The following is a 23,989-nucleotide window of genomic DNA, read 5'->3' on the forward strand; positions in this document are numbered from 1 at the left end:
CGAAGATGTGCGGCACGCAATCACGACTTGCCGGGCAGCGGCTCGGCGAGCAGGCGGTTCTTCACGACCCAGCGCATGGCATGCGCCCAGGTGTCGTCGGTATCGGCCCGGATCGTCACCTGGCCGCCGCGCACCATCTTGCCGGTCTCGGCCTCGGCGATGGTGACGTTCAGGTTGAAGATCTGGCCGGATCCCTTCTCCACATAGCCGGTCACGACGAGATCCGCACCCAGGCTCTTGCCGATGTCGGCCGCGCATCCATTGCACTTGTACAGCGGCCCTTCCTTGGCGACCACGTCGGCCTTCGGGGCGGTGTCGACGATCTCCAGCCCGGCCTGGTTGTGCAGGGCGTTGCGCAATTCGTCGGTCACCAGCGCGAGCTTCTTCGTGTCCACCGGCCGGACCCGCGTGCCGTAGGTGGCGCCGGGGTCGAACAGCTCGACGGGGAAGACAGCCGCCTTCTCGGCAGCCATGGCCGGGCCGGCGAGGAGACAGGCGGTCACCGCGCAGGTGAACAGGTGGCGCATCCTCGGGGCTCCCTCACGATGGTTGATGCCGTCTCGACCGGTACATTCGATCCCCTATAGCTCGGGCGAGGGGACAAATTGGCAATGTACATCGCCGCGCCGTTGGCTCACGACGCGAACGTGAACGCCCGACGGAGAAGCCGCGGTTGAGCGGCCGGATCGGAAGCTGCTAGAGGCCGCGCCTATGCACGATCCTGCACATGCCCCGGCCCAGCGCCCCCCCAAGCCTGCGCGATATCGGACCGGACTTCGTGCGGCCCTTGCGGCGGGCGCGCTGCTCGCGCCCATCGCCGCATCCGCGCAGCAACCTGCGCCGCAGCCGATCGACACCCATATCGGGCTGATCTACCGCCCCCAGCCGGCGCCATCCTCCTACGATGCCGAGGCTGCCCCGGAGGACGAGGGTCTGGCCGGCGCCAAGATGGCCATCGCCGACAACAACACCACCGGCCGCTTCACCAAGCAGACCTTCGCCCTGGACGCGGTCGCCCTCAGCGACGAGAAGCCCGACGCCGTGGCGGCCGCCAAGGAGCTGGTGGCCAAGGGCGTGAACTACCTGGTGCTCGCCCTGCCGGCCGACGCGGTGCTGGCGGTGGCCGATGCCGTGAAGGACAGCGGCGCGGTGGTGCTCAACGCCGGCGCCCCGGACGACCGCCTGCGCGGCGCCGATTGCCGGACCAACGTGTTCCACATCCTGCCGTCCCGGGCGATGCTCACCGACGCCATCGCGCAGTATCTGACGGTGATGCGCTGGCGGAAGATCTTTCTGATCACGGGCCCGACCGAGGCCGACAAGGCCTATGCCGAGGCGTTGCGCAACTCGGCCCGCAAGTTCGCCCTGAAGATCACCGCCGAAAAGCCCTGGACCTTCGGCCCTCTGGCCAAGGCACGGGGCGATACCCCGACCCGGGCCGAGGCGATGGTCTTCACCCGGGGCCTCGACTACGACATGGCGATCGTGGCCGACGAGGAGGGCGACTGGGGCGATTACGTCTCCTACCGCACCGTCGATCCGCGGCCCGTGGGCGGCACCCAGGCGCTGACCTCGACCACGTGGTCGCCGGTGCTGGAGACCTGGGGCGCCGCGCAGGCGCAGAACCGCTTCAGGCGCCTCGCTTCCCGGTTGATGCGCCCGCTCGACTACCAGGCCTGGGCGGCGGTCCGGACGGTGGGCGAGGCCGTCACCGCCAAGAAGACGTCCGATCCCGCCGTGCTCGCCCCGTACCTGGTCGATCCGGCCTTCAGCCTGCCGGCCTACAAGGGCGTGTCCCTGAGCTTCCGCCCCTGGGATCACCAGCTGCGCCAGCCGGTGATCGTGGTGCAGCCCAAGGCCCTGGTCTCGGTGGCCCCCGAGCAGGGCTTCCTGCACCAGCGCACGCCCCTCGATACGCTGGGCGTCGACCTGCCGGAGACCACCTGCAAGTTCAAATGACCGGATCTACCTGGGCCCATCACGGCCGGCCCAGCTCCGCGGTGGACGTGCGCCGGGCGCTCGCTTGACGGTCGTCCGGCCCGGCGCGCGCCAAGAACCGTCAGGCGACGTTGATCCGCCGGCCGCGGTTCCAGGCCAGGAACGGCACTCCGGAGAGTAGTCCCGCCAGCGCCGCCCGCGATTGATGGCAGCCGTTGATCGAGACGCGCGGCAGGGCGTGCAGATGGCCGGCATGCTCGGCGAACAGATGCCCGGGCCGGGTCGTAACGGCCGTGGCGAATCCGTGCTCCTGCGCCAGCGTGAATTCCCGGGGGCCGGCCGAGGTCGGGTCGCCGACCGGATAGGAGAGATGGCGCACGGTGCCGCCGAGCTCGGCCTCGATGCGGGCGCGGCCCTCGGCGATCTCGCGCACGGCAATCGCCGCGTCGTGCTTGGCGAGCATCGGGTGGCTGACCGTGTGGGCGCCGATGGTCACCGCCGGATCCCGGGCCAGATCGCGCAGCTCGGTCCAGGACAGGCACAGCTCGGACGCGACGGTACCCGGCGCGAAGCCGGCCTGCCGGCACAGAGCGGCGATCCGGTCCAGCAGATCGGCCTCGGTGCCGCGGCGCAGGTCGCGATAGATGGCCTCGAAGGCCAAGGCCTTCTCCTGCGGGCTGCGGGTCGGCAGGTCGAGGCTGCCGGTGCCGATGGAAATCCGAACCCGGTCGAGCCGCGCGATCGCCCGTTCCAGCTCGATCCACCACAGGCGGCCGCCCTGATCGGCAAACCCGCTCGTGACGAACAGGGTCCAGGGGACGCCGTGGCGCTGCAGCACCGGGCGGGCATGCTCGACATTGTCGCGATAGCCGTCATCGAAGGTCAGGACCGCGAAGGGCGGCCCATAATCCGGCGCGGCAAGCCGCTCCGGCACGGCATCGAGCCCGATGATGTCGAAGCCGCGCGCGTCCAGCTCGCGCAGGGTCTGATCGAGGAAGTCCGGCGTGATGCTGAGCAGGCGGTTCGGCGCGAAGTCCGGCACGGGATCCGGGCTGACATGGTGGAAGGTCAGGATCACCCCGAGGCCGCGGGCGGCGGGCGCCAGCCAGCGATCGGCGCCGAGCGCCTGGATCGCGCGGAAGCCGGACGCGAACACCCGATGCTTGGCACGCGAGGAGATCATGGATCGAGCCTGATCGGGCCGCACGGCCCGGACGGACCAGCCATCACCCGCCAGAGTAAAGAAACCCGAAAGCCGAACGCCGACGGAAAACAGGCGGGAAGATTGTATTAGCCAAGGTCGCAATTGGCCGGGTCTTGCCTGCACGCCCGATCGCCGAAGTCACCGGCCATTCAGAGCGTGGCCCGCAAGGTCGGCCCTTGGCTTCGGGCGGCGCCCGGCGCAGCGGGAGACTTGGTATGGCGACCGGCGTCCAAGTGGCGGGAACGGACATGATCGGTGCGCGTGCGTCCGCAACGCTGACCGCGGAGGTGTTCTCCGATCTCGCGGCGGTCGAGGCGCTGTGGCGGCGGCTCGAATCCGATCCGGCCAGCCTGCACACGCCCTATCAGCGGTTCGACTGGGTCGGCGCCTATCTCCGGGCGACCGGCACGGAGGCGGATGCCCGGATCTTCGTCCTGCGGGATGCGGAGGGTCGCGCCCGGATTCTGCTGCCGCTGGTGCTGTCGCGGATTCTCGGGCTCACCGTGGCGCGGGTCGTGGGCGATACGCATGCGAATTATCACATGCCGCTCTTCGCCACCCGGGATGCGGCCGCGATCTCGCCGGGCGAAGTCACCGCCGCCCTGATCCGCGCCGGCCGGCCGGCCGGTATCGATGTCTACGCGCTGCAGCATCAGCCCCTTATGTGGGAGGGCGCGGCCAACCCACTTTCCGATGCGGGCGAGCCCGAAGCCAGCGATGCCTACGGACTGATGCTCGGTCCCGATTCCGAAGCGACGGTGCGGCGGGTGTTCAGCGCCGACGCCCGCAAGAAGCTGCGCTCGAAGGAGAAGCGCCTGATCGAGGCCAAGGGCGCCCTGGCGTATCGCCGGGCTGAGACACCCGAGGACGCAGCGCGGTATCTGACGGCGTTCTTCGACCACAAGGCGGTCCGGTTCGCCGGGATGGGCGTCCCCGACCCCTATGCCGCCGAGCCGATCCGCCGGTTTCTGACCGCGGCGGCATCCGGCGCCGATCCGGCGGTCGAGATCCACGCGCTGTGCCTTGCCGAAAGCGGTCGCGTCCTCGCCACCTTCGGGGGGGCCGTCAGCGACCAGCGCTTTAGCGGCATGATGACGGCGTTCGATCCCGATCCGGAGGTGGCCCGGTTCAGCCCGGGCGATCTGCTGCTGCAGCATCTCGTCGCCGACCAGACGGCCCGGGGTCGGCAAGGCTTCGATCTCGGGGTCGGCGAGGCGCGCTACAAGGCGAGCATCTGTGACGAGACGATCGGACTGGTCGAGACGATCGTGCCGGTCTCCTTGCGGGGCCGCGCCTACGGGCTGGCGCAGCTGGGTCTGACCCGGACGAAGCGGCGGATCAAGCGCGATCCGCGCCTCTACGCCGCCGCCGCGCGCCTGCGGAAGCTGACGCGGCGGTCGTGATCCGGGCCTCGCTCGCGTGGCGCGGCGTCCCACGAGGTGATGGGACGCGTCTGGCCGTCAGCAGCGGCGCCCCCACTCAATGCCCTCATCCTGAGGCGGCGCAGCGAAGCCGAGACCTCGAAGGAGGCCTCCCGCAAGCCGCGCGATCCCTTGCGGGCGCCTTCGAGGCCCGCTGGCGCGGGCATCGCAGGATGAGGGCGCGGGGGGGAGTGAGGCCGTGGCTTGACGCCTGCGAACGCTGACCCCGCGGTCTTGGTTCAAGCGGCGTTGAGCCGGAGGTCCGGAGTCGAGCGGTCAACCGTCGCGGCGTGATCTGCCCCGTGGTCCTGAGCGACCAGGATCTGCCCGGCGCCCGCGTCCTCCGCAATGGCGTAGAGGTCGGCCAGGGCCGGATCCTCGGCGGACGCGTTCGACGCGATGACGACGCTGTCCATGTAGCCGCCCGTCAGTTCGAGGAGGTCGACGGCGCCCGGAGCGGCGTGAAGCCGGCAGACGACCCAATCATAGGCCTCGGCGAGAGCCTCGAAGGTCAGGCTGAGGGCATCGGGTTCGTCGAACAGCGCTTCGGCTCCGGCGCGCCCCACCCCGATCCGGTGCAGGCCGCTGCCAGCCGCCGGCTGGATCACGTCGAGGAAGGCGGCGTCGCCCGCCATGAGATCGGTGAAGCCCAGTTCGGGGCTTTCGCCATTCAGATCGACGGTGACGAGGCTGGCCTTACGGCCGAGCGCACGGACCAGCGCGTCGTGCAGAGCCTGGTCGCCGTGGGACACTTCCGTTTCCATCACCAGGATCCGACGGCCGGTGCGATCGCCGGGCTCCCGGGCGACGGCCGAGAGACGGGCGATCAGCGGCGCGAGGTCGTAGGCCTCCGCGGGCACCCGTGCGATGGCGGGCGGTGCGGCCGGGGCTTCGGCTGCCTCAACACCTTCCGCCGTCTCGGACCACTGGGCCGGAGGCATCGCCTCGGGGAACGCGAAACCCGGGCGCTCCAGCTCCGGTTCGCGCCGTGCGCGCCGGTCGGCCGGATCGAGATCGGCCTCGGCATCCTGTTCCCGGCGGCCGGATTCTGAGAGCAGCGCGCTGGCCAGAACGCCGCCGATGGCCAGCATCAGGGTCACCAGCGTCGCGAACCCGACGATCGGCAGCTTCTTGGGGAAGGACGGGACTTCTGGGGTCACGGCGCGCGAGACGATGCGGGCATCGGCGGGCGTGGCGCTCTCGCCGTCGCGGGCGGCGGCCTCGCGGTAGCGGGACAGGTAGGATTCGAGCTGCTCGCGCTGCGCCTTGGCCTCACGCTCCAGCGCTCGAAGCTGGATCTCGCTGGCATTGCCCTTCACGACCACGTCCTGCTGGCCATCCACGGCGGCCTGAAGGCTGTCGACCCGGGAGCCCGCGATCTTGGCGTCGTTCTCCAGGGTGCGGACCACGCGCTCGGCGGAGGTCTTGATCTGGGCGTCGAGGTCCTCGAGCTGCGCGTGAAGCTCCTTGATCCGCGGATGGGCCGGCAGCAGCGTGCGCGATTCGAGCGCCAGCTGCGCCCGCACGGCGATGCGGTTGTCGACGATGCGCCGGATCACCTCGTTGTTGGCGACCTCGGTGATCTCGTAGGCGCGGCCATCCTTGATCAGATCCTTGATCGCCTTCACCCGGCCGGCGAGGTCGGCCTTCAGGATCCGGGCCTGGGACAGTTGGCTCGACAGCTCGCCGAGCTGCTGCGTGGTCAGCGGCTGACCGGCGGCGCCGCCGCTGCCGACGAGGCCATTCTTGGCCCGGAACGCCTCGACCTTCGCCTCGGCCTCGGCGACGCGCTTGCGCAACCCGTCGATATTGCCGCCCAGCCAGGAGGACGCGTAGCGCGCGGTGTCGACCTTGTCGGCCTCGAGCGACGAAATATAGAGCTGCGCGATCGTGTTCGCGCCGTCGGCCGCAAGCTTGGCGTCCTTGGCGCGGAACTCGATCGTCAGGATGCGCGACTTGCCGGCTGGATAGACCAGCAGATGCTCGAAATAGGCATCGAGCACCCGGTCCTCGGCCGGGCGGTCGAGGGGATTGGCGCCGATGCCGAGCATCATCATCACGCGCTGCACCGGGCCGATGCTGCCCGAGCCCGGATCGAATTCCGGATTGCCCACGAGCTTGAGCCGGCGGATCGCCTCCCGGGCGAGGTCGCGCGACATCACCACCTGGACCTGGCTCGCCACCGCCTGCTCGTCGATCGGCGCGAGCTGGTCGGTGCGCTCCTGAGCCGTGCGGGCGAAGGCCGGATCGCGGCTCTCCAGGATCAGCTTCGCCTCGCCGGTGTAGCGCGGGCTCACCACGTTGACGAAGAGGCCAGCGCCCAGCGCCACCACGAGGGTCGGCCCGACGATCCAGCCGATCGACCGGCGCAGGATCTGCGGCACCTGTGCGAGGCCGACGCCTTCCCGGGTGTCGGACCGCACGGCGGGCACGGCGAGAGGCGAGCGCAAGCTGATACGAGACATGAGACGCTCTGAGCGCGAAGGCCGACCGGATGACAAGCATTGCCGTCCGGGCGCTATTAGAGGTCGTTAAGGTTGCTTGGACGTTAAGATGCGTGCCGTGCCGATCTGTTCGGAACTGGAGGGTGGAATCATCAAGATTCATTAACCTTAACGGCCTACACCACCCCGACTTGGAACCCATGACGGCGATGGTGATGAACCGGCGCGCTCTCCTTCTCGCTCTTGGATCGACTCTGGCGCTCGGCGGTTGCCTGCGTCCGACCTTCCGCACCGATCAGCTCGATGCCACCGGCACCGGCTCGATCGGCGCGCGCTACCCGCTCTCGGCGGGCGACAAGCTGCGGGTGATCGTGTTCGGGCAGGACAATCTGTCGAACATCTATGCGGTCGACGGCGCCGGCAAGATCGCGATGCCGCTGATCGGCACCGTGCAGGTCGGCGGCCAGACCACGGGTCAGGCGGCCCGGGCGATCGAGGCCAAGCTCGCCTCCGGTTTCGTGCGCGAGCCGCACGTGACGGTGGAGGTCGATACCTACCGACCGTTCTATATCCTGGGGGAGGTGACGACCTCGGGCCAGTACCCCTTCGTCAACGGCATGACCGTGGAGACCGCGGTGGCCATCGCCGCCGGCTTCGGGCCTCGGGCCGCCCGGGACTACGCCGTGCTGACCCGTGATACCGGCGGCGGCCTGGTGTCGGGAATCGTGCCGATGACCTATTCGGTCCGGCCGGGCGACACGATCGTGGTCAAGGAGCGGTTCTTCTAAGACCTCCTTCCGGGGGCCACGATGTTGACGGCCGCCGATCACGTCTGTGGTGGTGCCGGAACACCTCGGGCTGCTCGGCGCGCAGGGAACGTCGGGCCCGGCTCGGATGCGCCGCTTCCTGCGATCCGTTCGTGACGCTTGACGATCGGCGCCGCGCTTTTGGTCAGCGGCCGTCACCCCGTTTGAATACCGCGCGTGGCGCGTCGGGGGCGTTGAAGCCCCACTGCCTCCGCGGATGAGGCCGCGCATGGAGAGACCTCGTTCGCCAGGGTCTCCGGCTCCATCGCACCCCCTCACGACCGACGGCGCGCATCACGCTGCCGCGATCATACGCGCAGCCGACGACGCACCCTTCACAGCGCCGAGGTTCTCGGGATAAGCCTCGCTGTAGATCCCGGTGCGCGAGGTCTATCGGTCGCAGCCACGAACGCCGCATCCCCTCGCAACCGGCCAAGATCGCACTACAGTTGGTGCAAGAGAGTGCCGACGAGGGCACCCAGGGAGGATTCGTATGCGCCGCCGCGTCGAGGCAGGTCTGAGTGGTATCGCCCTCGGAGCGTGGTTCGCCCTCGGCGGGCCAGCCCTGGCCTACACCGCCTACGTGACCAACGAGAAGGGTAACTCCGTCAGCGTCATCGACACGACCACGATGGCCGTGACCGCCACATGGAAGGTCGGGCGCCGGCCGCGCGGAATCACCGTGTCGAAGGACGGTAAGGAGGTGTTCGTCTGCGCCAGCGACGATGACCGGATCGACGTGCTGGATGCCAGCTCTGGCAAGGTCGTCCGCTCCCTGCGCTCCGGCTCGGATCCCGAGCAGTTCATCCTCGATGCCTCGGGCAACCCGCTCTACGTCGCCAACGAGGACGACAGCCAAGTCACGATCATCGACATCGAGAAGAACAAAGTCCTGGCCGAGGTCCCGGTCGGGGTCGAGCCGGAGGGAATGGGCCTGTCGCCGGACGGCAAGATCCTGGTCAACACCTCCGAAACCACGAACATGGCGCACTTCATCGACACCAAGACCTTTCAGGTGATCGACAACGTGCTCGTGGATGCGCGGCCGCGGTTTGCCGAGTTCACCGCGGACGGCAAGTTCCTGTGGGTGTCTTCCGAGGTCGGCGGCACGGTCAGCGTGATCGACGTGGCGCAGCGCCGGGTGGTGAAAAAGATCACCTTCAAGATCCCCAGCGTGAACGACGAGGCCATCCAGCCGGTCGGCATCCGCATCACCAAGGACGGCACCAAGGCGTTCGTGGCGTTGGGCCCGGCCAACCGGGTCGCGGTCATCGACGCCAAGACCTACGCGGTTGAGAAATATCTCCCGGTGGGCCAGCGCGTCTGGCAGCTCGCCTTCACGCCCGACCAGAAGATGCTGTTCACCACGAACGGCACCTCGAACGACGTTTCCGTGATCGACGTGGCCGCCGAGAAGGTGGTCAAGAGCATCCCGGTGGGCCTGCTGCCCTGGGGCGTGGCCATCTCCCCGAATTGATTCTTTGACTTGGCCGGTGCGCGGGGAAAGCGGCAGGGCCGGCCCGGCGCCCATGATGCGGAACAGGACCGCCGGACCGGCGGCATACGGGTAGGAACGACATGACGCCGACGTTTCGGATCGCAGCCCTCGCCCTGGCCGGCCTGTTCGCGGCCGGGCCGGCCTCGGCCCTCGACCTGACCAAGAAGCGGGAGAACCTGCCCGACCTCGTCCTCGGCGACGACCAGGGCAACGACTTCGCGGTCGAGAACCGGGACATCACCCTCGAATCCGGCAAGGCCTACCGGCTGCGCATCGTCGCCAAGGGTGGCCAGGAGTACAAGTTCTACGCGCCCGAATTCTTCCGCTACATCTGGCTCAACCAGATCGTCATCGAGCACAAGGAGATCCATGGCGGCGGCGCGCCCGATCACCTGGAGTTCGATGAGCCGGGCGAGATCGCCGTCGAGTTCGTCGCGATCAAGCCCGGTGCTTACAAATGGGAGGCCCGTGGCCTCGAGGCGAAGGGCATGACCGGCACGTTGACGGTGAAGTGATGGGCGCCGGTTTCAGAATGTGGCGCGAGGCCACAAACGCATCTCCCTCCCTCCTCTGCGGGGGAGGGTGGGCCGGCCGTCAGCCCGGGTCGGGAGAGGGGAGCGCGGCTTCCGGACAAGGCGGGTTCGGTATGCAGGCCACAGCCTTATCCTGCGCCGTCGCTCCCCTCTCCCGACCCCCTTCGGGGGCCGACCTCCCCCGCAGAGGGGGGAGGGGGTTCGCGCTGGGCGTTTTCGCCCTTCTTGTGACCACGCCCGCCTTCGCGGCCGATGACGCCGCCTCCTGCGCCGCGGGCATCACGATGATCCGCGATGCGCTGGCCGCGAACCCATCCGAGGCCGCGCTGCCCAAACTGAAAAAAGCCCTCCGCGTCGCCGAGCGCGAGCAGAAGGAAGGCGAATTCGACGAGTGCCTCGACGCCGTCGTGGATGCTCGCAAGGCGCTTGGCCGATGAGCGAGGCGGCCCTGCTGGTCGAGCATGTCGGCCATCGGTTCGGGGCGCGCGCGGCCCTCGACGACGTGTCGCTCACGGTCGAGCGGGGGCGGTTCGCGGCCCTGCTGGGGCCCAACGGCGCCGGCAAGACGACTTTGTTTTCCGTGATCACCCGGCTCTACAATAACCAGAGCGGCCGGGTCTCGATCTTCGGCCACGGGCTCGATCGCGAGCCGTCCCGGGCCCTGGCCCGGCTGGGCGTGGTGTTCCAGGCCCGGACGCTGGATACCGATCTCACCGTCGAGCAGAACCTGCTCTATCACGCCAGCCTCCACGGTATCACCCGCACGGCGGGGAAGCTGCGGGTGTCCGAATTGCTCGACCGCGTGGGCCTGGCGGACCGGCGCCACGACAAGGTCCGCACGCTCTCGGGCGGCCAGTCGCGCCGGATCGAGATCGCCCGCTCGCTGATCCACCGGCCTGACCTGCTGCTGCTCGACGAGCCGACCGTCGGGCTCGATCTGGAATCCCGCGCCGACATCGTGGCGATCGTCCGCGCCCTCGTGCGGGAGGAGGGGCTGTCCGTCCTCTGGGCGACCCACATCTTCGAGGAGATTTCCCCGGACGACGAGGCCGTGGTGCTGCATCGCGGGCGTATCGTCGCCCGGGGCCGGGCCGGGGATATCGGTGCGCCGGGCGAAGGCTTGGCCGACGCATTCCGCCGGCTCGTCGCCGAACCGGGGAGGGCGGCGGCATGATGGGCGACCGAACGATACGCGCGCGCTCCCTCCCCCCTCTGCGGGGAAGGGGGAGGTGCGTGTTTCCGGCCCAAGCCCTCGCTGCGAAATCAAAGGCGCGCCGTTCGACATGAGTCAGCTCACATGACGACGCCCCTCGCCACCGCCGTCCCGGCGCCGCCCTCCCAGAAAACCGCCCGCCAGGTGGGCCGGCTCGATGCGGTCGGCTACCTGATCTGCCTGGGCGGCATTGTCCGGCGGGAGTTGCTGCGCTTCTTCAATCAGAAGGAACGGTTCTTCTCCGCGCTGGTCCGGCCGCTGGTGTGGCTGTTCATCTTCGCCGCCGGGTTTCGGAACACGCTCGGCGTCTCCATCGAGCCGCCCTACCAGACCTACGTGCTGTACGAGGTCTACGTGGTGCCGGGGCTGGCGGTGATGATCCAGCTGTTCAACGGCATGCAATCGTCGCTGTCGATGGTCTACGACCGCGAGGTCGGCTCCATGAAGGTGCTGCTGACCTCACCCTATCCGCGCTGGCTGCTGCTGCTCGCCAAGCTGATCGCCGGCGTCTCGGTGTCGATCGTCCAGGCCTACGCGTTCCTGGCGGTGGCCTATTTCTGGGAGACCGACATCCCGACGCTCGGATACCTCACGGCACTGCCGGCCTTCCTGGCCTCCGGTCTCATGCTGGGGGCGATCGGCCTGTTCCTGTCGTCGCTGGTGCGCCAGCTCGAGAACTTCGCCAGCGTGATGAACTTCGTGATCTTCCCGATGTTCTTCGCCTCTTCGGCGCTCTACCCCCTGTGGCGGATCCGGGAATCCTCGGAAACGCTGTACTGGATTTGCGAGTTGAACCCGTTCAGCCACGCGGTCCAACTCGTCCGATTCGCCCTCTATCTCCAGTTCGAGCCGGTCGCCTGCGCGGTCGTCGTCGGTGTGACCCTGGCCTTCTTCGGCATGGCGGTCGTCGCCTACGATCCCGGTCGCGGCATCATGGCCCGGCGCGGCGGCCCGGCCGGCGAAACCAACTGACGGAACCCCTCGATGACCCGCATCGCCGCCCGCCTTCTCGCCTCTGCCCTCGGTCTCGTGCTCACGGCCGGACCCGTCCTCGCCCAGCCCCGGCAGGATCCGGACTGGCCCTGCGTCCAGCGCAAGGTCGCAACCTTGAGCCCGGGGCAGTTCTGGACCGGGCCCGATATCGCGGCGGCCGGCGATTGGGGCAGCGACAACGACGCGGCGGTGCTGGCGCAGAAGATCGCGTCCCGCCGCACCGAGCTGACGGAAGTGGGGCCGCTGCTCGACGGCTTCGTCGCGAAGCTCGGGGCCGACAAGGACGCGAAGGACAAGGCGCTGACGCATGTCTATGCCGGCGTCTTCGAAGTCATCAACGGCGAGCGCGACAAGGTGATGGGCGGGATCGCCCGCTATGCGCAGGGACAGCGCCGCATGGCCGAGCGGGTCCGCGACGAGGCCGACAAGATCAGCCAGACCAAGGACGCGCCGAGCGCTACGGACGCGACCGAATTGCCGAAGGATCAGTCGGACCTCGAGACCAAGTTCGCCTGGGACCGACGCATCTTCCAGGAGCGCAGCCAGTCGCTCACCTATGTCTGCGAGGTGCCTCAGCTCCTGGAGCAGCGCCTCGGTGAGATCGCTCGACTGATTCAAGCCCGTCTCTGAATCGAAGGTCTGGGGCGGACGGGCGAGATTGCCAAAACATCCCGCGCGCCTTGCCGGATTATCCCTAAGCCTCTGAAATCGTTATAAAAACTGTTGCCGTTACATCACGTGCGTTGGCGTTCGAGTTCGGTATTTCCGAAAGGTTGCCGAAACACGGCGCACGTGGTTTCCAGTCAATTGTGTCCTTTTCCGTCCCCGGCCAAGAGTGATTACAAGCTCGACAGCAACGAGCGCGGGTTCACGGCAAGGGGATTGGAATGTCATTGAGGGCGCTTCGGAGCAGCCTCGTCGCGTCGGCGTCGGTTCTAGGCGGGGCGATGCTGCCCTGCGCCGCGCAGGCACAGAACGCCGTGACGCTGGGCGAAATCAGCGTCGTCTCCACCTCACCGGTCGGCTCGGGCGGCGGCAATTCGAGCCGCGTCCAGAACCTCAACGGCCCGGGTGGGTTGGAGCCCGCCGGCTCGGCGCTGCCGCCGATCGGCCCGGTGCGCCTGCGTGGCAGTGAGCAGCCTCTCTACAAGATCCCCAGCACGGTCGAGACCGTCACGGCCAGCGACATCACGGTCGACCGCGGCACCGACAACGTCGTGGCGACCCTCGCCCGGCGCACGCCGGGCCTCAACCTGTCGGACTCGCAGGGCAATTCGAACCGCCCCGACGTCACCTATCGCGGCTTCACCGCTTCGCCGGTCCAGGGCGTGCCGCAGGGCCTCGCCGTCTACCAGAACGGCGTGCGCATCAACGAAGCCTTCGGCGACATCGTCAACTTCGACCTGATTCCGCCGCAAGCCATCCAGCGGATCGACGTCGTCACCGGCAACCCGGTCTTCGGCCTCAACGCGCTCGGCGGTGCGATCAACATCCAGATGAAGAACGGCTTCACCTGGCAGGGCACCGAGATCACCGCGTTCGGCGGCTCGGACGCACGCACCGCGGGCTACATCGAATACGGCAAGGTTTCGGGCCCGTGGAGCGTCTACTTCACCGGCGACGGCCTGAATGACCGCGGCTGGCGCTACGAGAGCCCGAGCACGATTGGCCGGCTCTACGGCGATATCGGCTACCGCTCGCAGGATTCGGAATTCCACCTGATCGGGCTCGCCGCCCGCAGCTTCTTCGGCGCCGCCGCCGCGACGCCGGTCGACTTCACTCATCGCGACCCCCGGGCGATCTTCACCTACCCGCAGACCACCACCACCGAAGTCGGCACCATCCAGCTCACCGGCCGGGTCGACGTGTCACCGACCTGGGATCTCGCCGGCAACGCCTATTTCCGCCGCTTCAGCCAGACCTATGTCGACGGCAACGACGGCAACTTCGAGAATTGCAGCACCCGCTCCAGCTTCCGCGGCAACCTCTGCTTCGAGGATGACGGCTTCAGCCCCGGGGCCGGGCAATCGCAGCTGGCCTTCCGCAACCAGTTCCTCATCCTCGGCCAGCAGAACCAGCGCATCCCGTTCCGCGCCAACGTTCCGTACGGCACCCTCGACGTGACCAACACGGAGGCCACGGGCTTCGGCGGATCGATCCAGGCGGCCAACCGCGACCGGGTGTTCGGCCTGCCCAACACCTTCGTGGTCGGCGGCAGCATCGATGCGGCCAACTACTCGTTCAAGTCATCCAGCACCCTGGGCGTGATCAACCCGAACCTGTCGATCACCACCGATCCGAGCAACCCGTTCTACGGCAACATTCCGGGCCTCGGCACGCCGCAGCTCCGGACCGCCGGGGCCCTCGGCATCGCGCCGAGCTCGGTCAACGGCTCGAACCTCTATATGGGCCTCTACACCCTCGACACCCTCGACGTGACCGACCGGCTGTCGCTGACGGCGGGCGCACGGCTCAACTTCGCCCGCATCCAGAGCGAGGATCTCACCGGCTTCTCGCCGGACGTGACCGGCACGCATTACTACAACAAGATCAATCCGGTGGCCGGCCTGACCTACCGCTTCACCGACGCGGTCAACCTCTACGGCAGCTACTCGGAATCGAACCGCGCGCCGACGCCGCTGGAACTGGCCTGCGCCAACCCGGACCGGCCGTGCCTGCTGCCGAACTCGCTGGTGGCCGATCCGCCGCTCAAGCAGGTGACCGGTCGGACCTACGAGGTCGGTTTCCGCGGCGCGCTGCCGAACACCTATGATGGCGGCGTCATCACCTACAAGATCGGCGCCTTCCGCACCGACCTGGCGAACGACATCCTGTCGCTCGCCACCCCGGGCAACACCGCCCGCGCCTACTTCGTGAACGTGCCCGCGACCCAGCGTCAGGGTATCGAGGTCGGCAGCGAGTACACGGCCGATTACCTGCGGGTCTATGCCAACTACGCCTTGATCGACGCCACCTTCCAGTTCAACGGCACCCTGTCCTCGCCCAACAACCCGCTCGCGGACGACGGCGCGATCCAGGTCCGGAGGGGCAACGTCGTGCCGCTGGTGCCGACGCATCAGTTCAAGACCGGCTTCGACTACTTCATCACCCCGGCCTGGCAGGTCGGCCTCTACCTCCAGGCCTTCTCGTCGTCCTACTATCGCGGCGACGAGTCGAACCTGAACCGCAAGCTGCCGCCCTACTACGTGATGAACTTCCAGACGAAGTATCAGGTCACCAAGAACCTCGAGGTGTTCGGTCTGATCACGAACCTGACCAACAACCGCTACACCACCTTCGGCACGTTCGCCGAGCCGGGCGCGGTCGCCGGCAACCTGCGGATCAGCGATCCGCGGACCACGACCCTGGCGCAGCCGTTCTCGATCTACGGCGGCATCCGCTACGCCTTCGGCGCCGACCCGGTGCCGATGTCGCCCGAGCCCATCATCCGCAAGTACTGAGAGACATCACCGTCCTAGCAGGGCGCTCCGTGCGGTCTTCGGACCGGGCGGGGCGCCCTTCGCGTTTCCAGGCGCCACCGGACGGAACGCCGTGCGGCCTCACGCCTCAGGAACGGGGTTCGGCGCCCCGCGTCTCTTCCCGGAGCGACAGACGCTCCGGCCGGCCCCCGGCGATCCCCGTGGGTCGTGGCCGGTTGCGACCTGAACGACGTGGAGAAACGCCTCGATGATGATGAGATTCGCCTTCGCTGCCCTGGCGCTCGCCGCCGCCACCCCGGCCTGGGCGACCCCGTGCGCCGACGAGGTGTCCACGCTGCAGAAGCGCCTGGACAGCGCGGGCGCCGCGTCGGTGACCGGCACGACGCCGCCCGGCGGCACGACCTCGTCGCATTCCGACAAGGCGCTCGCGACCCCGCCGGCCCTGACCAAGGGCGATGCCGCCGTGAAGCCGACCGCGTCGGGAGTCGAGGAGGCGAAGAAGCTCGTTGCGAAGGCCGCCGCCGAGGACAAGGCCGGCAACGCCGAGGCCTGCCGCAACACGATCATGCAGGCCAAGGAAAAGGCCGGCGCCCTGCCGTAGGGTCGGGATTCGTCCCACCCAAAGACACGGCTTGGTGCATGGGGTTCGGTACCGGACCCGAAAGAGACTTGATCTCGCGCCCCGACACGCCTGCGCGACCCTGGGCATGCCCAGGGTGGCCGCGGGTCGGTCGGGTATCGATCGGCACCGGACACCGTGTGCGGCTCTCGTAGCCCGCAGAGACGAGCGGCACCGCAATAGGGCAGCGCGATTACGGGGTCTGTCAGCGCGCTGTGTAGGGCGTCGCTTCGTCGAGGAACACGATCCGGCCTCGGCGCGGCCCGCCGACAGCCTCCACACGCGCAGACCCGTGACCTAAGCTTTGCGCTGGGCGACCTTCAACGCCGCCGACGGTGCCGATAGCTCGTCGAGAACGAGGCGTATTGCCGACCGCCGCGCCGCGACCGGTAGCGGCCCCGGCGGCCGGTCGACGCCTCGACGGCCTCTTCCGCCTGCGGCAGCGCTTCGGCGAGCGCCGGAGCAGCGGCCGCGTCGGCGGAGGCGTAACCGCCTGCGACATTCCGGGCTGCCGGTCCGAACATCGCCAAGCATTGGTTGTACGCGAGGTCATTCTTCAGCCGCTCGCACTCCCCGATCGAACGCGGCGTACCTTGTGCGAGGACCGGACACGGCGCGAGCAGCACGGCAAGTGCGGCCAGATGCTTGAGGCGCAGGGGCAAGCGATACACGAACGGGGATCTCGACCTCGGATTCCAGGCTTCTGGCGCCCGAGTGCGGCAAAATCGAGGGGTCGCCCCTAACGGTCCGGGCGCTCCATCCACCGGATCAGCGGCATCAGCGGGAAGATCCAGGCGATCCCGAGGATCGAGTAGAGCACGGCCTGGATCGCCGGCGGGGTCTCGGCGATGCGACTGTCGGCCAGGGCCATGGCCAGCGGCCCGTACAGGCAGACGAAGGCCAGCATCGTGACGGTGCCGATCAATGTGCGGGTGCGGCGACGCATCACGATTCCCACAGCCTTGTCTCTCCCTGAGGTGAAACGGCTATCGCCCGCGGCCCCGGTTGGCAACGCGCGCTCTGCCGCGGGCTGCGGCGCCACCGACATTGCCCGTTTTGCGCGCATCCCCTAACGCGTCGCCAGGGCCGGGACATCCCGGCAACCGCGGAAGGGATGCAGGTGATGAGAGTCTCGGGCGACCACCGATCGGGCGCCGTGCGGGCGTGGCTCTACCTGGTCGCGGCCCTCGTGGTCGCCATGGTGGCGGTCGGCGGCGCGACGCGCCTGACCGGGTCCGGCCTGTCGATCACCGAGTGGCGCCCCGTGACCGGAATCGTGCCGCCCCTGTCGGACGCGGATTGGGCCACGGAATTCGCCAAATACAAGGACACGCCGCAATACGCCATTCTCAACCAGGGCATGGGGCTGGCGTCGTTCAAGGTCCTGTACGGCTGGGAATGGGGCCATCGCGTCCTCGGCCGGCTGATCGGCCTGGTCTTCTTCCTGCCGCTGGTGGTGTTCTGGTGGCGCGGCCTGATCAGCCGCCGCCTCGGACTCGGGCTCCTGGGCCTCGGCATCCTCGGCGGGCTCCAGGGGGCGATCGGCTGGATCATGGTCGCCTCCGGTCTCCAACCCGGCATGACCGCGGTGGCGCCGCTGAAGCTCGCCCTGCACCTGACGACCGCGAGCCTGATCCTCGCCGGGCTGGTGTGGCTGGCGGCCGGTCAGCGCAACGAGACGGTCGATCCGGCACCGGATCGCATCCGCTGGGTCGCGTTCCTGCTGCCGGCGCTGGTTCTGGGACAGATCTTCCTCGGCGGGCTCGTCGCCGGGTCGCATGCGGGCCTCGTCTATAACACCTGGCCCAGCATGGATGGCGCCCTCGTCCCGCCGATGGACAGCCTGTTCGCGATCCAGCCCTGGATCGAGAACTTCGTCGACAACCACGCCCTGGTCCAGTTCGACCACCGGGTGACCGCCTACCTGCTCGTCGTCGTCGCACTGCTGCACGCGATCGATGCCCGGATGTCCGGTTCGTCCGGCGCGGCGGGGCGCGCCGGCGGCGTCGCGGCTCTGGCCTTGGCCCAGGCGGGGCTCGGCATCGCGACGCTGCTCCTCGCGGTGCCGCTCTGGGCGGCCCTGGCCCACCAGATTCTCGCGATGGCCGTGCTCACCATGGCGGTGGTGCATGCCCGGCTGAGCCGCGGCACCGGCGTCGTGCGGCGCGCCGCCCGGGAACCGGCACTCGGATTCGAAGGACTCGTGCGGCACGGTGCTTAAGGCTTGGTGCGGCGACGCCGCCACGCACAGCAAGACTTTCACCACGCGGCAATAGAACCTTGGGACAAACCCGGCGTCAGCACTTTGCATAGGGAACGACTGAGCGCTCTTAAGCTTTAGGCTGCAGGCGTAGCAGGAGGCTCCATGATGTCTCTCGCGGAGGACGGTCGCCCGCTGACTCTGACGTGGCACTACACGCCGCGCGAGATCGTTGCGGATGGTGTGATCCATGGCCTCGGGGTCGTTCTCGGTCTCGCCGGCGCGGTGGCGCTGGTGGCCACGGCCCTCACCGCCCATCTCGGCTTCGGAGAGCGGGCCGCGATCGTCCTCTACGCCACCGCCCTGGTGCTGATGCTCGGCGTCTCCGCCGTGTACAATCTTTACCCGGTCAGCCCGCGGAAATGGCTCCTGCGCCGCGCCGACCACGCCCTGATCTACCTGATGATCGCGGGGACTTACACGCCGCTGGTGGCGCTGGTGGGCTCCGGCATCCGCGCCTACCTGCTGCTGGCGGTGATCTGGCTGGTCGCGCTCGTGGGCATCGCAGTGAAGCTGTTCCTGCCCGGCCGGTACGATCGTCTGTCCATCGGACTCTACCTGCTGCTTGGCTGGAGCGGCCTGCTGGCTTATGAATCGGTCATTGCCGCCCTGCAGCCGACGGCTCTCTGGCTCCTGGCGATCGGCGGTCTGCTCTATTCTGTAGGTGTGTTGTTCCACGTCTGGCGCACGCTGCCGTTCCAGAACGCGATCTGGCACGGATTCGTGCTGGCCGCGACGGCCTGCCATTACGGAACGATCTGGGCCAGCCTTAACGGCTTGCCACTGACGTGAATTGATCCACAGCAGTAAAACTCCGCTTACCTTCCCGTTGAAAAGGCCGATCAAGCGGGGGTCCGTTTAAGTTTACTGCGACCGTCACGGCACCACACTCTCGGGACTGTTATTCCCGGGAGCGATACCGTGGCGGCGAAGCCGAACGAGACCCGAAAAGCTCAGTGCCAGCGCATCCTGCACGTGTTCCGCGCGCCGGTCGGTGGCTTGTTCCGCCACGTCATGGACCTGGCCCGGCTGCAGGCCGAGGCGGGACACGCCGTCGGAATCGTCTGCGACGCGAGCACGGGCGGCGAGCGCGCCGCGAAGGCCCTGGCCGATCTGATGCCATCGCTCGAACTCGGCCTGATCCGGGTCCCGATGCGGCGCAACCCGCACCTGTCGGATTGGACCTGTCTTCGGACGATCACGCTCAGGGCCGAAGCGGTCGGCGCGACCGTGCTGCACGGACACGGGGCCAAGGGCGGCGCCTATGCCCGCCTCGCCTCATCACCGGCGATCCGTGCCTACACGCCCCATGGCGGCAGCTACAATTACAGGCCGGGCAGCGCCCTCCACCGGGCCTACATGGCCGCCGAGGCCGTGCTCGCCCGCCGGACCGACGCATTCCTATTCGAGAGCGAGTACGTTGCCGGGCGGCACCGGACCTTCGTGGGGGGCCCGGAGCAGGTGACCCGGATCGTCCACAACGGCATCGCCGACGCCGAATTCGCCCCGGTGCCCCAGGCGGTCGACGCCGCCGACCTGCTCTATGTCGGCGAGCTGCGTGAGGCGAAGGGCCTGCCCTACCTGCTCGAAGCGCTGGTCCGGCTCCGCGCCGAGGGCCGGCCGCTGCGCTTGCTGATGGTCGGGTCCGGCCCGGATGCCGACAGCCTGCGCAGCATGGTCCAGCGGCTCGGCCTCTCGGACGCGGCATCCTTTGAGCCGCCACAGGCGATCCGGTCGGTGCTGGCCCGGGGCCGGATCCTGGTCGTGCCGTCGCTGGCGGAATCTCTGCCTTACGTCGTCCTGGAGGCCGCGGCAGCATCGCAGCCGTTGGTCGCCACCCGCGTGGGCGGCATTCCGGAGATTTTCGGACCGATGGCGAGCGACCTCGTCCCGTCCCGTGATTCTGGAGCACTTGCCGGCGCGATCCGCCGGGTGCTCGACGAATCTCCGGACGCGCTCTCCACACGCGTGCGGGCGCTCAGCGCATCCATCCATCAGCGATTTTCCCTGGCGCGGATGGGGGCCGATGTCATCTCGGGCTATGCTGCAGCCTTCCAGGCTCGCGAGGAGCGCCTGAAGGTGGGCTCGGACAAGCTCGCTCAGGCACGCACAGCCTGAGAGCAAGGCTACGCGCATCTGACCCTGGCCGGGGGCCCACGCAGGTGGGCCCTCGATCCGGCGGGCCCGCGGTTAAGTTTCTTTACGATGCCTCGTGCAAGGGTCCCGATCCAGAGCATCACGCTGAAAAGCAGTTTCCGGGTCGCGGAAACAGTGGATGCAACGTGAGGACCGGCGCTTTGCCCGGGAGGAGCCGATCGATGAGCGCGTTCGACATCCGCGATCTTCTTGACGCCACCGGCCCACTCGACCGGCAGACCATGCGGACGCGCGGCAGCGACGGTCCGATGGCGGAGACGCTCGCTCCGGGGCCAGCTGCGCTCTCACCGGTTGTGATCGCAGGGTTGGTGCGGGCCCTCGAACTCACATTGATCTTCGGGCTCGGCGCGCTCCTGCACCTCCTGATGCTGCGCGGCCGGGTCCCCTTCGGTCTGACCTATACCGGTGTGATTGCGCTGATCGCTGCCTTTACGGTGGCGCTGATACAGGCCTCGGGTGGCTACCGGATTTCGGCCTTCCGGACTTTCGCCAAGTCGGCGATCCGACTGATCGCCGCTTGGTCGATGACCTTCCTGATGGTCGCCGCCCTGTTGGTCCTCGGCAAGATCGCCGACCATTATTCGCGCCTGTGGCTCGCGACCTTCTACGGCGCCGGCCTTGCCGCTCTGCTCGCCGGGCGTTTCGCGCTCTCGCAGGTGATCGACGCGCAGACCCGGGCCGGCCGCTTCGACCGCCGCACGGCCATCGTCGGCGGCGGCAAGCCTGCCGAGGAGTTGATTGCGGCTCTCGAGAGCCAGAGCGACAGCGGCATCCGCATCGTCGGCGTGTTCGACGACCGCAACGCCGACCGCTCCTCCGACATGGTGGCCGGCCACAAGAAGCTTGGCAATGTCGACGACTTGGTCGCGTATGCCCGGCATGCCCGGCTCGACCTGATCGTGTTCACGATTCCGATCACCGCCGAGGCGCGGATCCTCCAGATGCTGGCGAAGCTCTGGGTCCTGCCGATCGACATCCGGCTTTCTGCCCACGCGGCCAAGCTGCGGCTGCGCCCGCGGAGCTACTCGTATCTCGGCTCGGTGCCGGTGCTCGACGTGTTCGACCGGCCGATCGCCGACTGGGACGTGGTGGTGAAGGCGGTGTTCGACCGCTGCGTCGGCCTGTTGATGCTGCTGGCTCTGTCGCCGCTCATGATCGGCGTGGCGCTCGCCGTCCGCCTGACCTCGCGGGGGCCGGTGCTGTTCCGGCAGAAGCGCCACGGCTTCAACAACGAGCTGATCGAGGTGTTCAAGTTCCGCTCGATGTATGTCGATCAGTGCGATGCCGGTGCCGCCCGGATGGTCACGCGCGGCGATCCCCGGGTAACCCCGGTCGGGCGGTTCATCCGCAAGACCTCGCTGGACGAACTGCCCCAGCTCTTCAATGTCCTGAAGGGCGATCTTTCGCTGGTCGGGCCGCGCCCCCACGCGCTCCAGGCCAAGGCTGCCAACACCCTGTATGATCAGGTGGTCGACGGGTACTTCGCCCGCCACAAGGTCAAGCCAGGCATCACCGGCTGGGCGCAGGTCAACGGCTGGCGCGGCGAAACCGATACGTCGGAGAAGCTACAGCGGCGCGTCGAGCACGACCTGTTTTACATTGAAAACTGGTCGGTCATACTCGATATGCAGATCCTGCTGACCACACCATTCGCGTTATTCAAGACCGAAAACGCGTATTGACGCTGTCCAACGCAGCGATCGCAATCTAACACCCGGCTCATGTCATGAACGATGCCGAATGGTGATCGTGGCACCAGATGATTAGCCGTGTCCGTCAAGCAGAACTTGGCGGGTGAATCCGATACCGGTTACGGCGCGGCGTTCCAGACATTGATCACACGCATGGCGGTCTGCTGTGGCGGGATCGGGGTAGCGATCGGCAACGGGGATTGTGGTCCGCGCGCCACGACCCGGCGGGCCTCGTTCGTGGGCGATGCGCCGACAGGCGTGAAGAGTCCGGCCAGTTGTTTCCGGGTGCCCTTGCTGACGAAGCGCGAGGTCTGAACAGGCTCAAAATCCCGCAACGCGTGCCGCGTGTCGGGATTGCCGGTAAAAACCTTGGCGCCGGTGTTCAGCACGACGATGTCGCCGGGCAGCAACGTCTCGTCCTTCAGAAGCGCCGCGGCGGCGCCAGACTTCATGTCGATCGCGACCTGACGCGGGCTGAGTTCCGTCTCCTTCACGCGGATCCGGACTGGCAGGGCGGCATATCGCGTCTGGAGGCGATGCCGGGCGCTGCCGAGCCGGGGCGTCGCGCGCCGGTAGACGGCGCGGTCCTCGAGGGGGGCGGGGGCCTGGGGCTGTACCTGCTGGGGCGCGGGCCGCGCTCCGAACAGCATCTCGAGAAACCCGACTTCCGCCGCCTGTGCCTGGACAACAGTTCCGGCGAGGAGCCCGGCGGCAGTGATGACGGCCAACGTGCTGCCCGTACGAAACCTCATAACGTCCTCCGGAAACAGCGTCGCTTTCGTGCGCCCGACACTCAACCGCAAGCTGCGCGGGAGGGTTCCGGAATATTAAGAGTTTGACCACGGCCTTCAGCGAAGAACCGCAAAGATCCGGTTTTCGAGGGTCTCTGCGCAGGATCTATTGCGCAAAACCGTTCTTACGACGCTCGTGCCGGATCGGGAGAATTCCGGACCGATCCAGGCGCCTGCAATCCACAGGGTAGCGCGCCCGGCAGCGCCCCGGCGAAGGGACCTTGCGCCCAGCGACACCATTCAGGCCGGCGCGACCTGTTCGCCCTCGCCGATACAATCGAGGGCTCGCTCCACGGCGCTGACCGCGTCGAGGAGATTCTGAACCGTGCGCTCGACCTCGAGTGTCGGACGGCCCATCGCGGCGGCGCGGGCACTCACGTCCTCGAGCTGCTCGAGCAGGGCGAGGAGGTCGCCGGCCACGGTCACGACCTCGCAGCGGGCGAGGCGGGTGACGGTCGGGCGCGGCCGGAAGGGCAGGACGTTGCTCATCGCCGACGGTTCTGGCCCGAAGGACCCGGATTCGCCAGGGGGCGAGGCCGTACTTCCGGCAATTGCCGGCCCCTATCCGCCGCTAACGCGTGGAAAGGTAGATTTTCCGTGGCTGCCGCGCATCGGAGGCGGCAGAATCGGTTTACGTCTCGCCGCTGGTCTTGACGGACTTGGCGCCGCCCTGACCATGCCGCCTCCGACTGTTCAAACTGCGATTCGGCGGCGGATAGCAATCCCTCGCGCGGTTCGGCATCGCCCAGGATCAATCATGCGCTTTACCCTTCTCGCGGCATCGTTCCTGGCAGTCGGCGGCCTCTGCGCCTGCAACACCGACAGCCCGGACGGGCGCAGCGGCCTCGCCGAGAGCTTCCGGCTCGACAATTACCGGGCCTCGAACGACACCAACGGCACGCAGACTCGGCGCGACGTGAACCGCGCCTACACGCAGCCGACGCTGCCTTCGATCGGCAACCGCGGCTTCTGATCCGGACG

Annotated in this window: 23 protein-coding genes; 16 read left to right on the forward strand and 7 right to left on the reverse strand. The window is 68.1% G+C overall.

All coding sequences use genetic code 11. The features are described 5' to 3' along the window. Nucleotides 1–20 precede the first annotated feature (20 nt). On the reverse strand, nt 21–527 hold the full coding sequence (locus tag MKK65_RS14695) for a DUF3280 domain-containing protein (RefSeq protein ID WP_243958500.1): 507 nt from the start codon (nt 525–527) through the stop codon (nt 21–23). A 184-nt stretch (nt 528–711) separates the two neighbouring features. Here MKK65_RS14695 and MKK65_RS14700 point away from each other — a divergent pair, with 184 nt between their 5' ends. Continuing rightward, nucleotides 712–1,959, forward strand: coding sequence for an ABC transporter substrate-binding protein (locus tag MKK65_RS14700; RefSeq protein WP_243958502.1), 1,248 nt, complete (start codon nt 712–714; stop codon nt 1,957–1,959). Between the two features lie 100 nt (nt 1,960–2,059). On the opposite strand, the gene MKK65_RS14705 is transcribed toward MKK65_RS14700, so the two are convergent. Further along, complete coding sequence (locus MKK65_RS14705) at nt 2,060–3,121, reverse strand: polysaccharide deacetylase family protein (protein ID WP_243958504.1); 1,062 nt, start codon at nt 3,119–3,121, stop codon at nt 2,060–2,062. A 236-nt stretch (nt 3,122–3,357) separates the two neighbouring features. Between MKK65_RS14705 and MKK65_RS14710 the strand changes: the two genes are divergently transcribed. Next, entirely contained in the window at nt 3,358–4,545 is a 1,188-nt protein-coding gene (locus MKK65_RS14710; protein ID WP_243958506.1) for a GNAT family N-acetyltransferase, read from the forward strand. Nucleotides 4,546–4,802: 257 nt separating this feature from the next. Here MKK65_RS14710 and MKK65_RS14715 read toward each other — a convergent pair whose 3' ends face one another. Beyond that, nucleotides 4,803–7,028, reverse strand: coding sequence for a GumC family protein (locus MKK65_RS14715; protein WP_243958509.1), 2,226 nt, complete (start codon nt 7,026–7,028; stop codon nt 4,803–4,805). 188 nt (nt 7,029–7,216) lie between these two features. Between MKK65_RS14715 and MKK65_RS14720 the strand changes: the two genes are divergently transcribed. The 9 genes from MKK65_RS14720 (at nt 7,217) to MKK65_RS14760 (ending at nt 16,091) form a co-directional block, all read left to right on the forward strand. Continuing rightward, nucleotides 7,217–7,795 (forward strand): polysaccharide biosynthesis/export family protein, encoded by a 579-nt coding sequence (locus MKK65_RS14720; RefSeq protein WP_058194522.1) that lies wholly within the window; start codon nt 7,217–7,219, stop codon nt 7,793–7,795. Nucleotides 7,796–8,306: 511 nt separating this feature from the next. Further along, complete coding sequence (locus tag MKK65_RS14725) at nt 8,307–9,290, forward strand: YVTN family beta-propeller repeat protein (protein ID WP_243958511.1); 984 nt, start codon at nt 8,307–8,309, stop codon at nt 9,288–9,290. Nucleotides 9,291–9,391: 101 nt separating this feature from the next. Beyond that, nucleotides 9,392–9,826: a hypothetical protein gene (locus MKK65_RS14730; protein WP_243958513.1), complete on the forward strand. Its 435-nt coding sequence runs from the start codon at nt 9,392–9,394 to the stop codon at nt 9,824–9,826. Between the two features lie 224 nt (nt 9,827–10,050). Further along, nucleotides 10,051–10,281 carry a hypothetical protein gene (locus MKK65_RS14735; RefSeq protein WP_243958573.1) on the forward strand — a complete coding sequence of 77 codons (231 nt, stop codon included), beginning with the start codon at nt 10,051–10,053 and terminating at the stop codon, nt 10,279–10,281. Next, a complete protein-coding gene (locus MKK65_RS14740; RefSeq protein WP_243958515.1) occupies nt 10,278–11,018 on the forward strand; it encodes an ABC transporter ATP-binding protein in 741 nt (246 codons plus the stop codon). Before MKK65_RS14735 ends, MKK65_RS14740 begins: the two co-directional genes overlap by 4 nt. A 123-nt stretch (nt 11,019–11,141) precedes the next feature. Further along, the gene (locus tag MKK65_RS14745) at nt 11,142–12,029 is read left to right on the forward strand and encodes an ABC transporter permease (RefSeq protein ID WP_243958517.1); all 888 of its coding nucleotides are present in this window, start codon (nt 11,142–11,144) and stop codon (nt 12,027–12,029) included. Between the two features lie 12 nt (nt 12,030–12,041). Beyond that, nucleotides 12,042–12,680, forward strand: coding sequence for a hypothetical protein (locus MKK65_RS14750; RefSeq protein ID WP_243958519.1), 639 nt, complete (start codon nt 12,042–12,044; stop codon nt 12,678–12,680). A gap of 257 nt (nt 12,681–12,937) precedes the next feature. Continuing rightward, a complete protein-coding gene (locus tag MKK65_RS14755; RefSeq protein WP_243958521.1) occupies nt 12,938–15,511 on the forward strand; it encodes a TonB-dependent receptor in 2,574 nt (857 codons plus the stop codon). A 226-nt stretch (nt 15,512–15,737) separates the two neighbouring features. Beyond that, complete coding sequence (locus MKK65_RS14760) at nt 15,738–16,091, forward strand: hypothetical protein (RefSeq protein WP_243958523.1); 354 nt, start codon at nt 15,738–15,740, stop codon at nt 16,089–16,091. A gap of 338 nt (nt 16,092–16,429) precedes the next feature. On the opposite strand, the gene MKK65_RS14765 is transcribed toward MKK65_RS14760, so the two are convergent. Next, nucleotides 16,430–16,765: a hypothetical protein gene (locus tag MKK65_RS14765; protein ID WP_243958574.1), complete on the reverse strand. Its 336-nt coding sequence runs from the start codon at nt 16,763–16,765 to the stop codon at nt 16,430–16,432. A gap of 83 nt (nt 16,766–16,848) precedes the next feature. Further along, on the reverse strand, nt 16,849–17,055 hold the full coding sequence (locus MKK65_RS14770) for a DUF2842 domain-containing protein (protein WP_243958524.1): 207 nt from the start codon (nt 17,053–17,055) through the stop codon (nt 16,849–16,851). Between the two features lie 177 nt (nt 17,056–17,232). Here MKK65_RS14770 and MKK65_RS14775 point away from each other — a divergent pair, with 177 nt between their 5' ends. The 4 genes from MKK65_RS14775 to MKK65_RS14790 all read left to right on the forward strand — a co-directional run bounded on the left by MKK65_RS14775 (nt 17,233) and on the right by MKK65_RS14790 (nt 22,208). Beyond that, nucleotides 17,233–18,330: a COX15/CtaA family protein gene (locus MKK65_RS14775; protein ID WP_243958526.1), complete on the forward strand. Its 1,098-nt coding sequence runs from the start codon at nt 17,233–17,235 to the stop codon at nt 18,328–18,330. Nucleotides 18,331–18,477: 147 nt separating this feature from the next. Next, complete coding sequence (gene trhA / locus MKK65_RS14780; RefSeq protein ID WP_058194525.1) at nt 18,478–19,161, forward strand: PAQR family membrane homeostasis protein TrhA; 684 nt, start codon at nt 18,478–18,480, stop codon at nt 19,159–19,161. 129 nt (nt 19,162–19,290) lie between these two features. After that, entirely contained in the window at nt 19,291–20,487 is a 1,197-nt protein-coding gene (locus MKK65_RS14785) for a glycosyltransferase family 4 protein (RefSeq protein ID WP_243958528.1), read from the forward strand. Between the two features lie 200 nt (nt 20,488–20,687). Then, nucleotides 20,688–22,208 carry an undecaprenyl-phosphate glucose phosphotransferase gene (locus tag MKK65_RS14790; RefSeq protein ID WP_243958529.1) on the forward strand — a complete coding sequence of 507 codons (1,521 nt, stop codon included), beginning with the start codon at nt 20,688–20,690 and terminating at the stop codon, nt 22,206–22,208. A 128-nt stretch (nt 22,209–22,336) separates the two neighbouring features. Here the strand turns inward: MKK65_RS14790 and MKK65_RS14795 are convergent, their stop codons facing one another. Together MKK65_RS14795 and MKK65_RS14800 are read right to left on the reverse strand one after the other, a co-directional pair. After that, a complete protein-coding gene (locus MKK65_RS14795; RefSeq protein WP_243958531.1) occupies nt 22,337–23,020 on the reverse strand; it encodes a hypothetical protein in 684 nt (227 codons plus the stop codon). 228 nt (nt 23,021–23,248) lie between these two features. After that, nucleotides 23,249–23,497, reverse strand: coding sequence for a hypothetical protein (locus MKK65_RS14800; RefSeq protein WP_058194484.1), 249 nt, complete (start codon nt 23,495–23,497; stop codon nt 23,249–23,251). Nucleotides 23,498–23,765: 268 nt separating this feature from the next. Between MKK65_RS14800 and MKK65_RS14805 the strand changes: the two genes are divergently transcribed. Then, entirely contained in the window at nt 23,766–23,981 is a 216-nt protein-coding gene (locus MKK65_RS14805; RefSeq protein WP_058194485.1) for a hypothetical protein, read from the forward strand. Nucleotides 23,982–23,989: the final 8 nt, after the last annotated feature.

Origin of the sequence: Methylobacterium sp. J-001 (assembly GCF_022829565.1) — a bacterium.
Lineage (GTDB): Bacteria > Pseudomonadota > Alphaproteobacteria > Rhizobiales > Beijerinckiaceae > Methylobacterium.

Bases quoted from the DNA above. Each gene is read 5' to 3' on its own strand.
- MKK65_RS14770 (WP_243958524.1), bottom strand. From the start codon at position 17,055: ATGCGTCGCCGCACCCGCACATTGATCGGCACCGTCACGATGCTGGCC.
- MKK65_RS14710 (WP_243958506.1), top strand. From the start codon at position 3,358: ATGGCGACCGGCGTCCAAGTGGCGGGAACGGACATGATCGGTGCGCGT.
- MKK65_RS14805 (WP_058194485.1), top strand. From the start codon at position 23,766: ATGCGCTTTACCCTTCTCGCGGCATCGTTCCTGGCAGTCGGCGGCCTC.
- MKK65_RS14790 (WP_243958529.1), top strand. From the start codon at position 20,688: ATGAGCGCGTTCGACATCCGCGATCTTCTTGACGCCACCGGCCCACTC.
- MKK65_RS14740 (WP_243958515.1), top strand. From the start codon at position 10,278: ATGAGCGAGGCGGCCCTGCTGGTCGAGCATGTCGGCCATCGGTTCGGG.
- MKK65_RS14745 (WP_243958517.1), top strand. From the start codon at position 11,142: ATGACGACGCCCCTCGCCACCGCCGTCCCGGCGCCGCCCTCCCAGAAA.
- MKK65_RS14800 (WP_058194484.1), bottom strand. From the start codon at position 23,497: ATGAGCAACGTCCTGCCCTTCCGGCCGCGCCCGACCGTCACCCGCCTC.
- MKK65_RS14730 (WP_243958513.1), top strand. From the start codon at position 9,392: ATGACGCCGACGTTTCGGATCGCAGCCCTCGCCCTGGCCGGCCTGTTC.
- MKK65_RS14755 (WP_243958521.1), top strand. From the start codon at position 12,938: ATGTCATTGAGGGCGCTTCGGAGCAGCCTCGTCGCGTCGGCGTCGGTT.
- MKK65_RS14700 (WP_243958502.1), top strand. From the start codon at position 712: ATGCACGATCCTGCACATGCCCCGGCCCAGCGCCCCCCCAAGCCTGCG.
- MKK65_RS14775 (WP_243958526.1), top strand. From the start codon at position 17,233: ATGAGAGTCTCGGGCGACCACCGATCGGGCGCCGTGCGGGCGTGGCTC.
- trhA (WP_058194525.1), top strand. From the start codon at position 18,478: ATGTCTCTCGCGGAGGACGGTCGCCCGCTGACTCTGACGTGGCACTAC.
- MKK65_RS14695 (WP_243958500.1), bottom strand. From the start codon at position 527: ATGCGCCACCTGTTCACCTGCGCGGTGACCGCCTGTCTCCTCGCCGGC.
- MKK65_RS14725 (WP_243958511.1), top strand. From the start codon at position 8,307: ATGCGCCGCCGCGTCGAGGCAGGTCTGAGTGGTATCGCCCTCGGAGCG.
- MKK65_RS14750 (WP_243958519.1), top strand. From the start codon at position 12,042: ATGACCCGCATCGCCGCCCGCCTTCTCGCCTCTGCCCTCGGTCTCGTG.
- MKK65_RS14705 (WP_243958504.1), bottom strand. From the start codon at position 3,121: ATGATCTCCTCGCGTGCCAAGCATCGGGTGTTCGCGTCCGGCTTCCGC.
- MKK65_RS14760 (WP_243958523.1), top strand. From the start codon at position 15,738: ATGATGATGAGATTCGCCTTCGCTGCCCTGGCGCTCGCCGCCGCCACC.
- MKK65_RS14715 (WP_243958509.1), bottom strand. From the start codon at position 7,028: ATGTCTCGTATCAGCTTGCGCTCGCCTCTCGCCGTGCCCGCCGTGCGG.
- MKK65_RS14720 (WP_058194522.1), top strand. From the start codon at position 7,217: ATGGTGATGAACCGGCGCGCTCTCCTTCTCGCTCTTGGATCGACTCTG.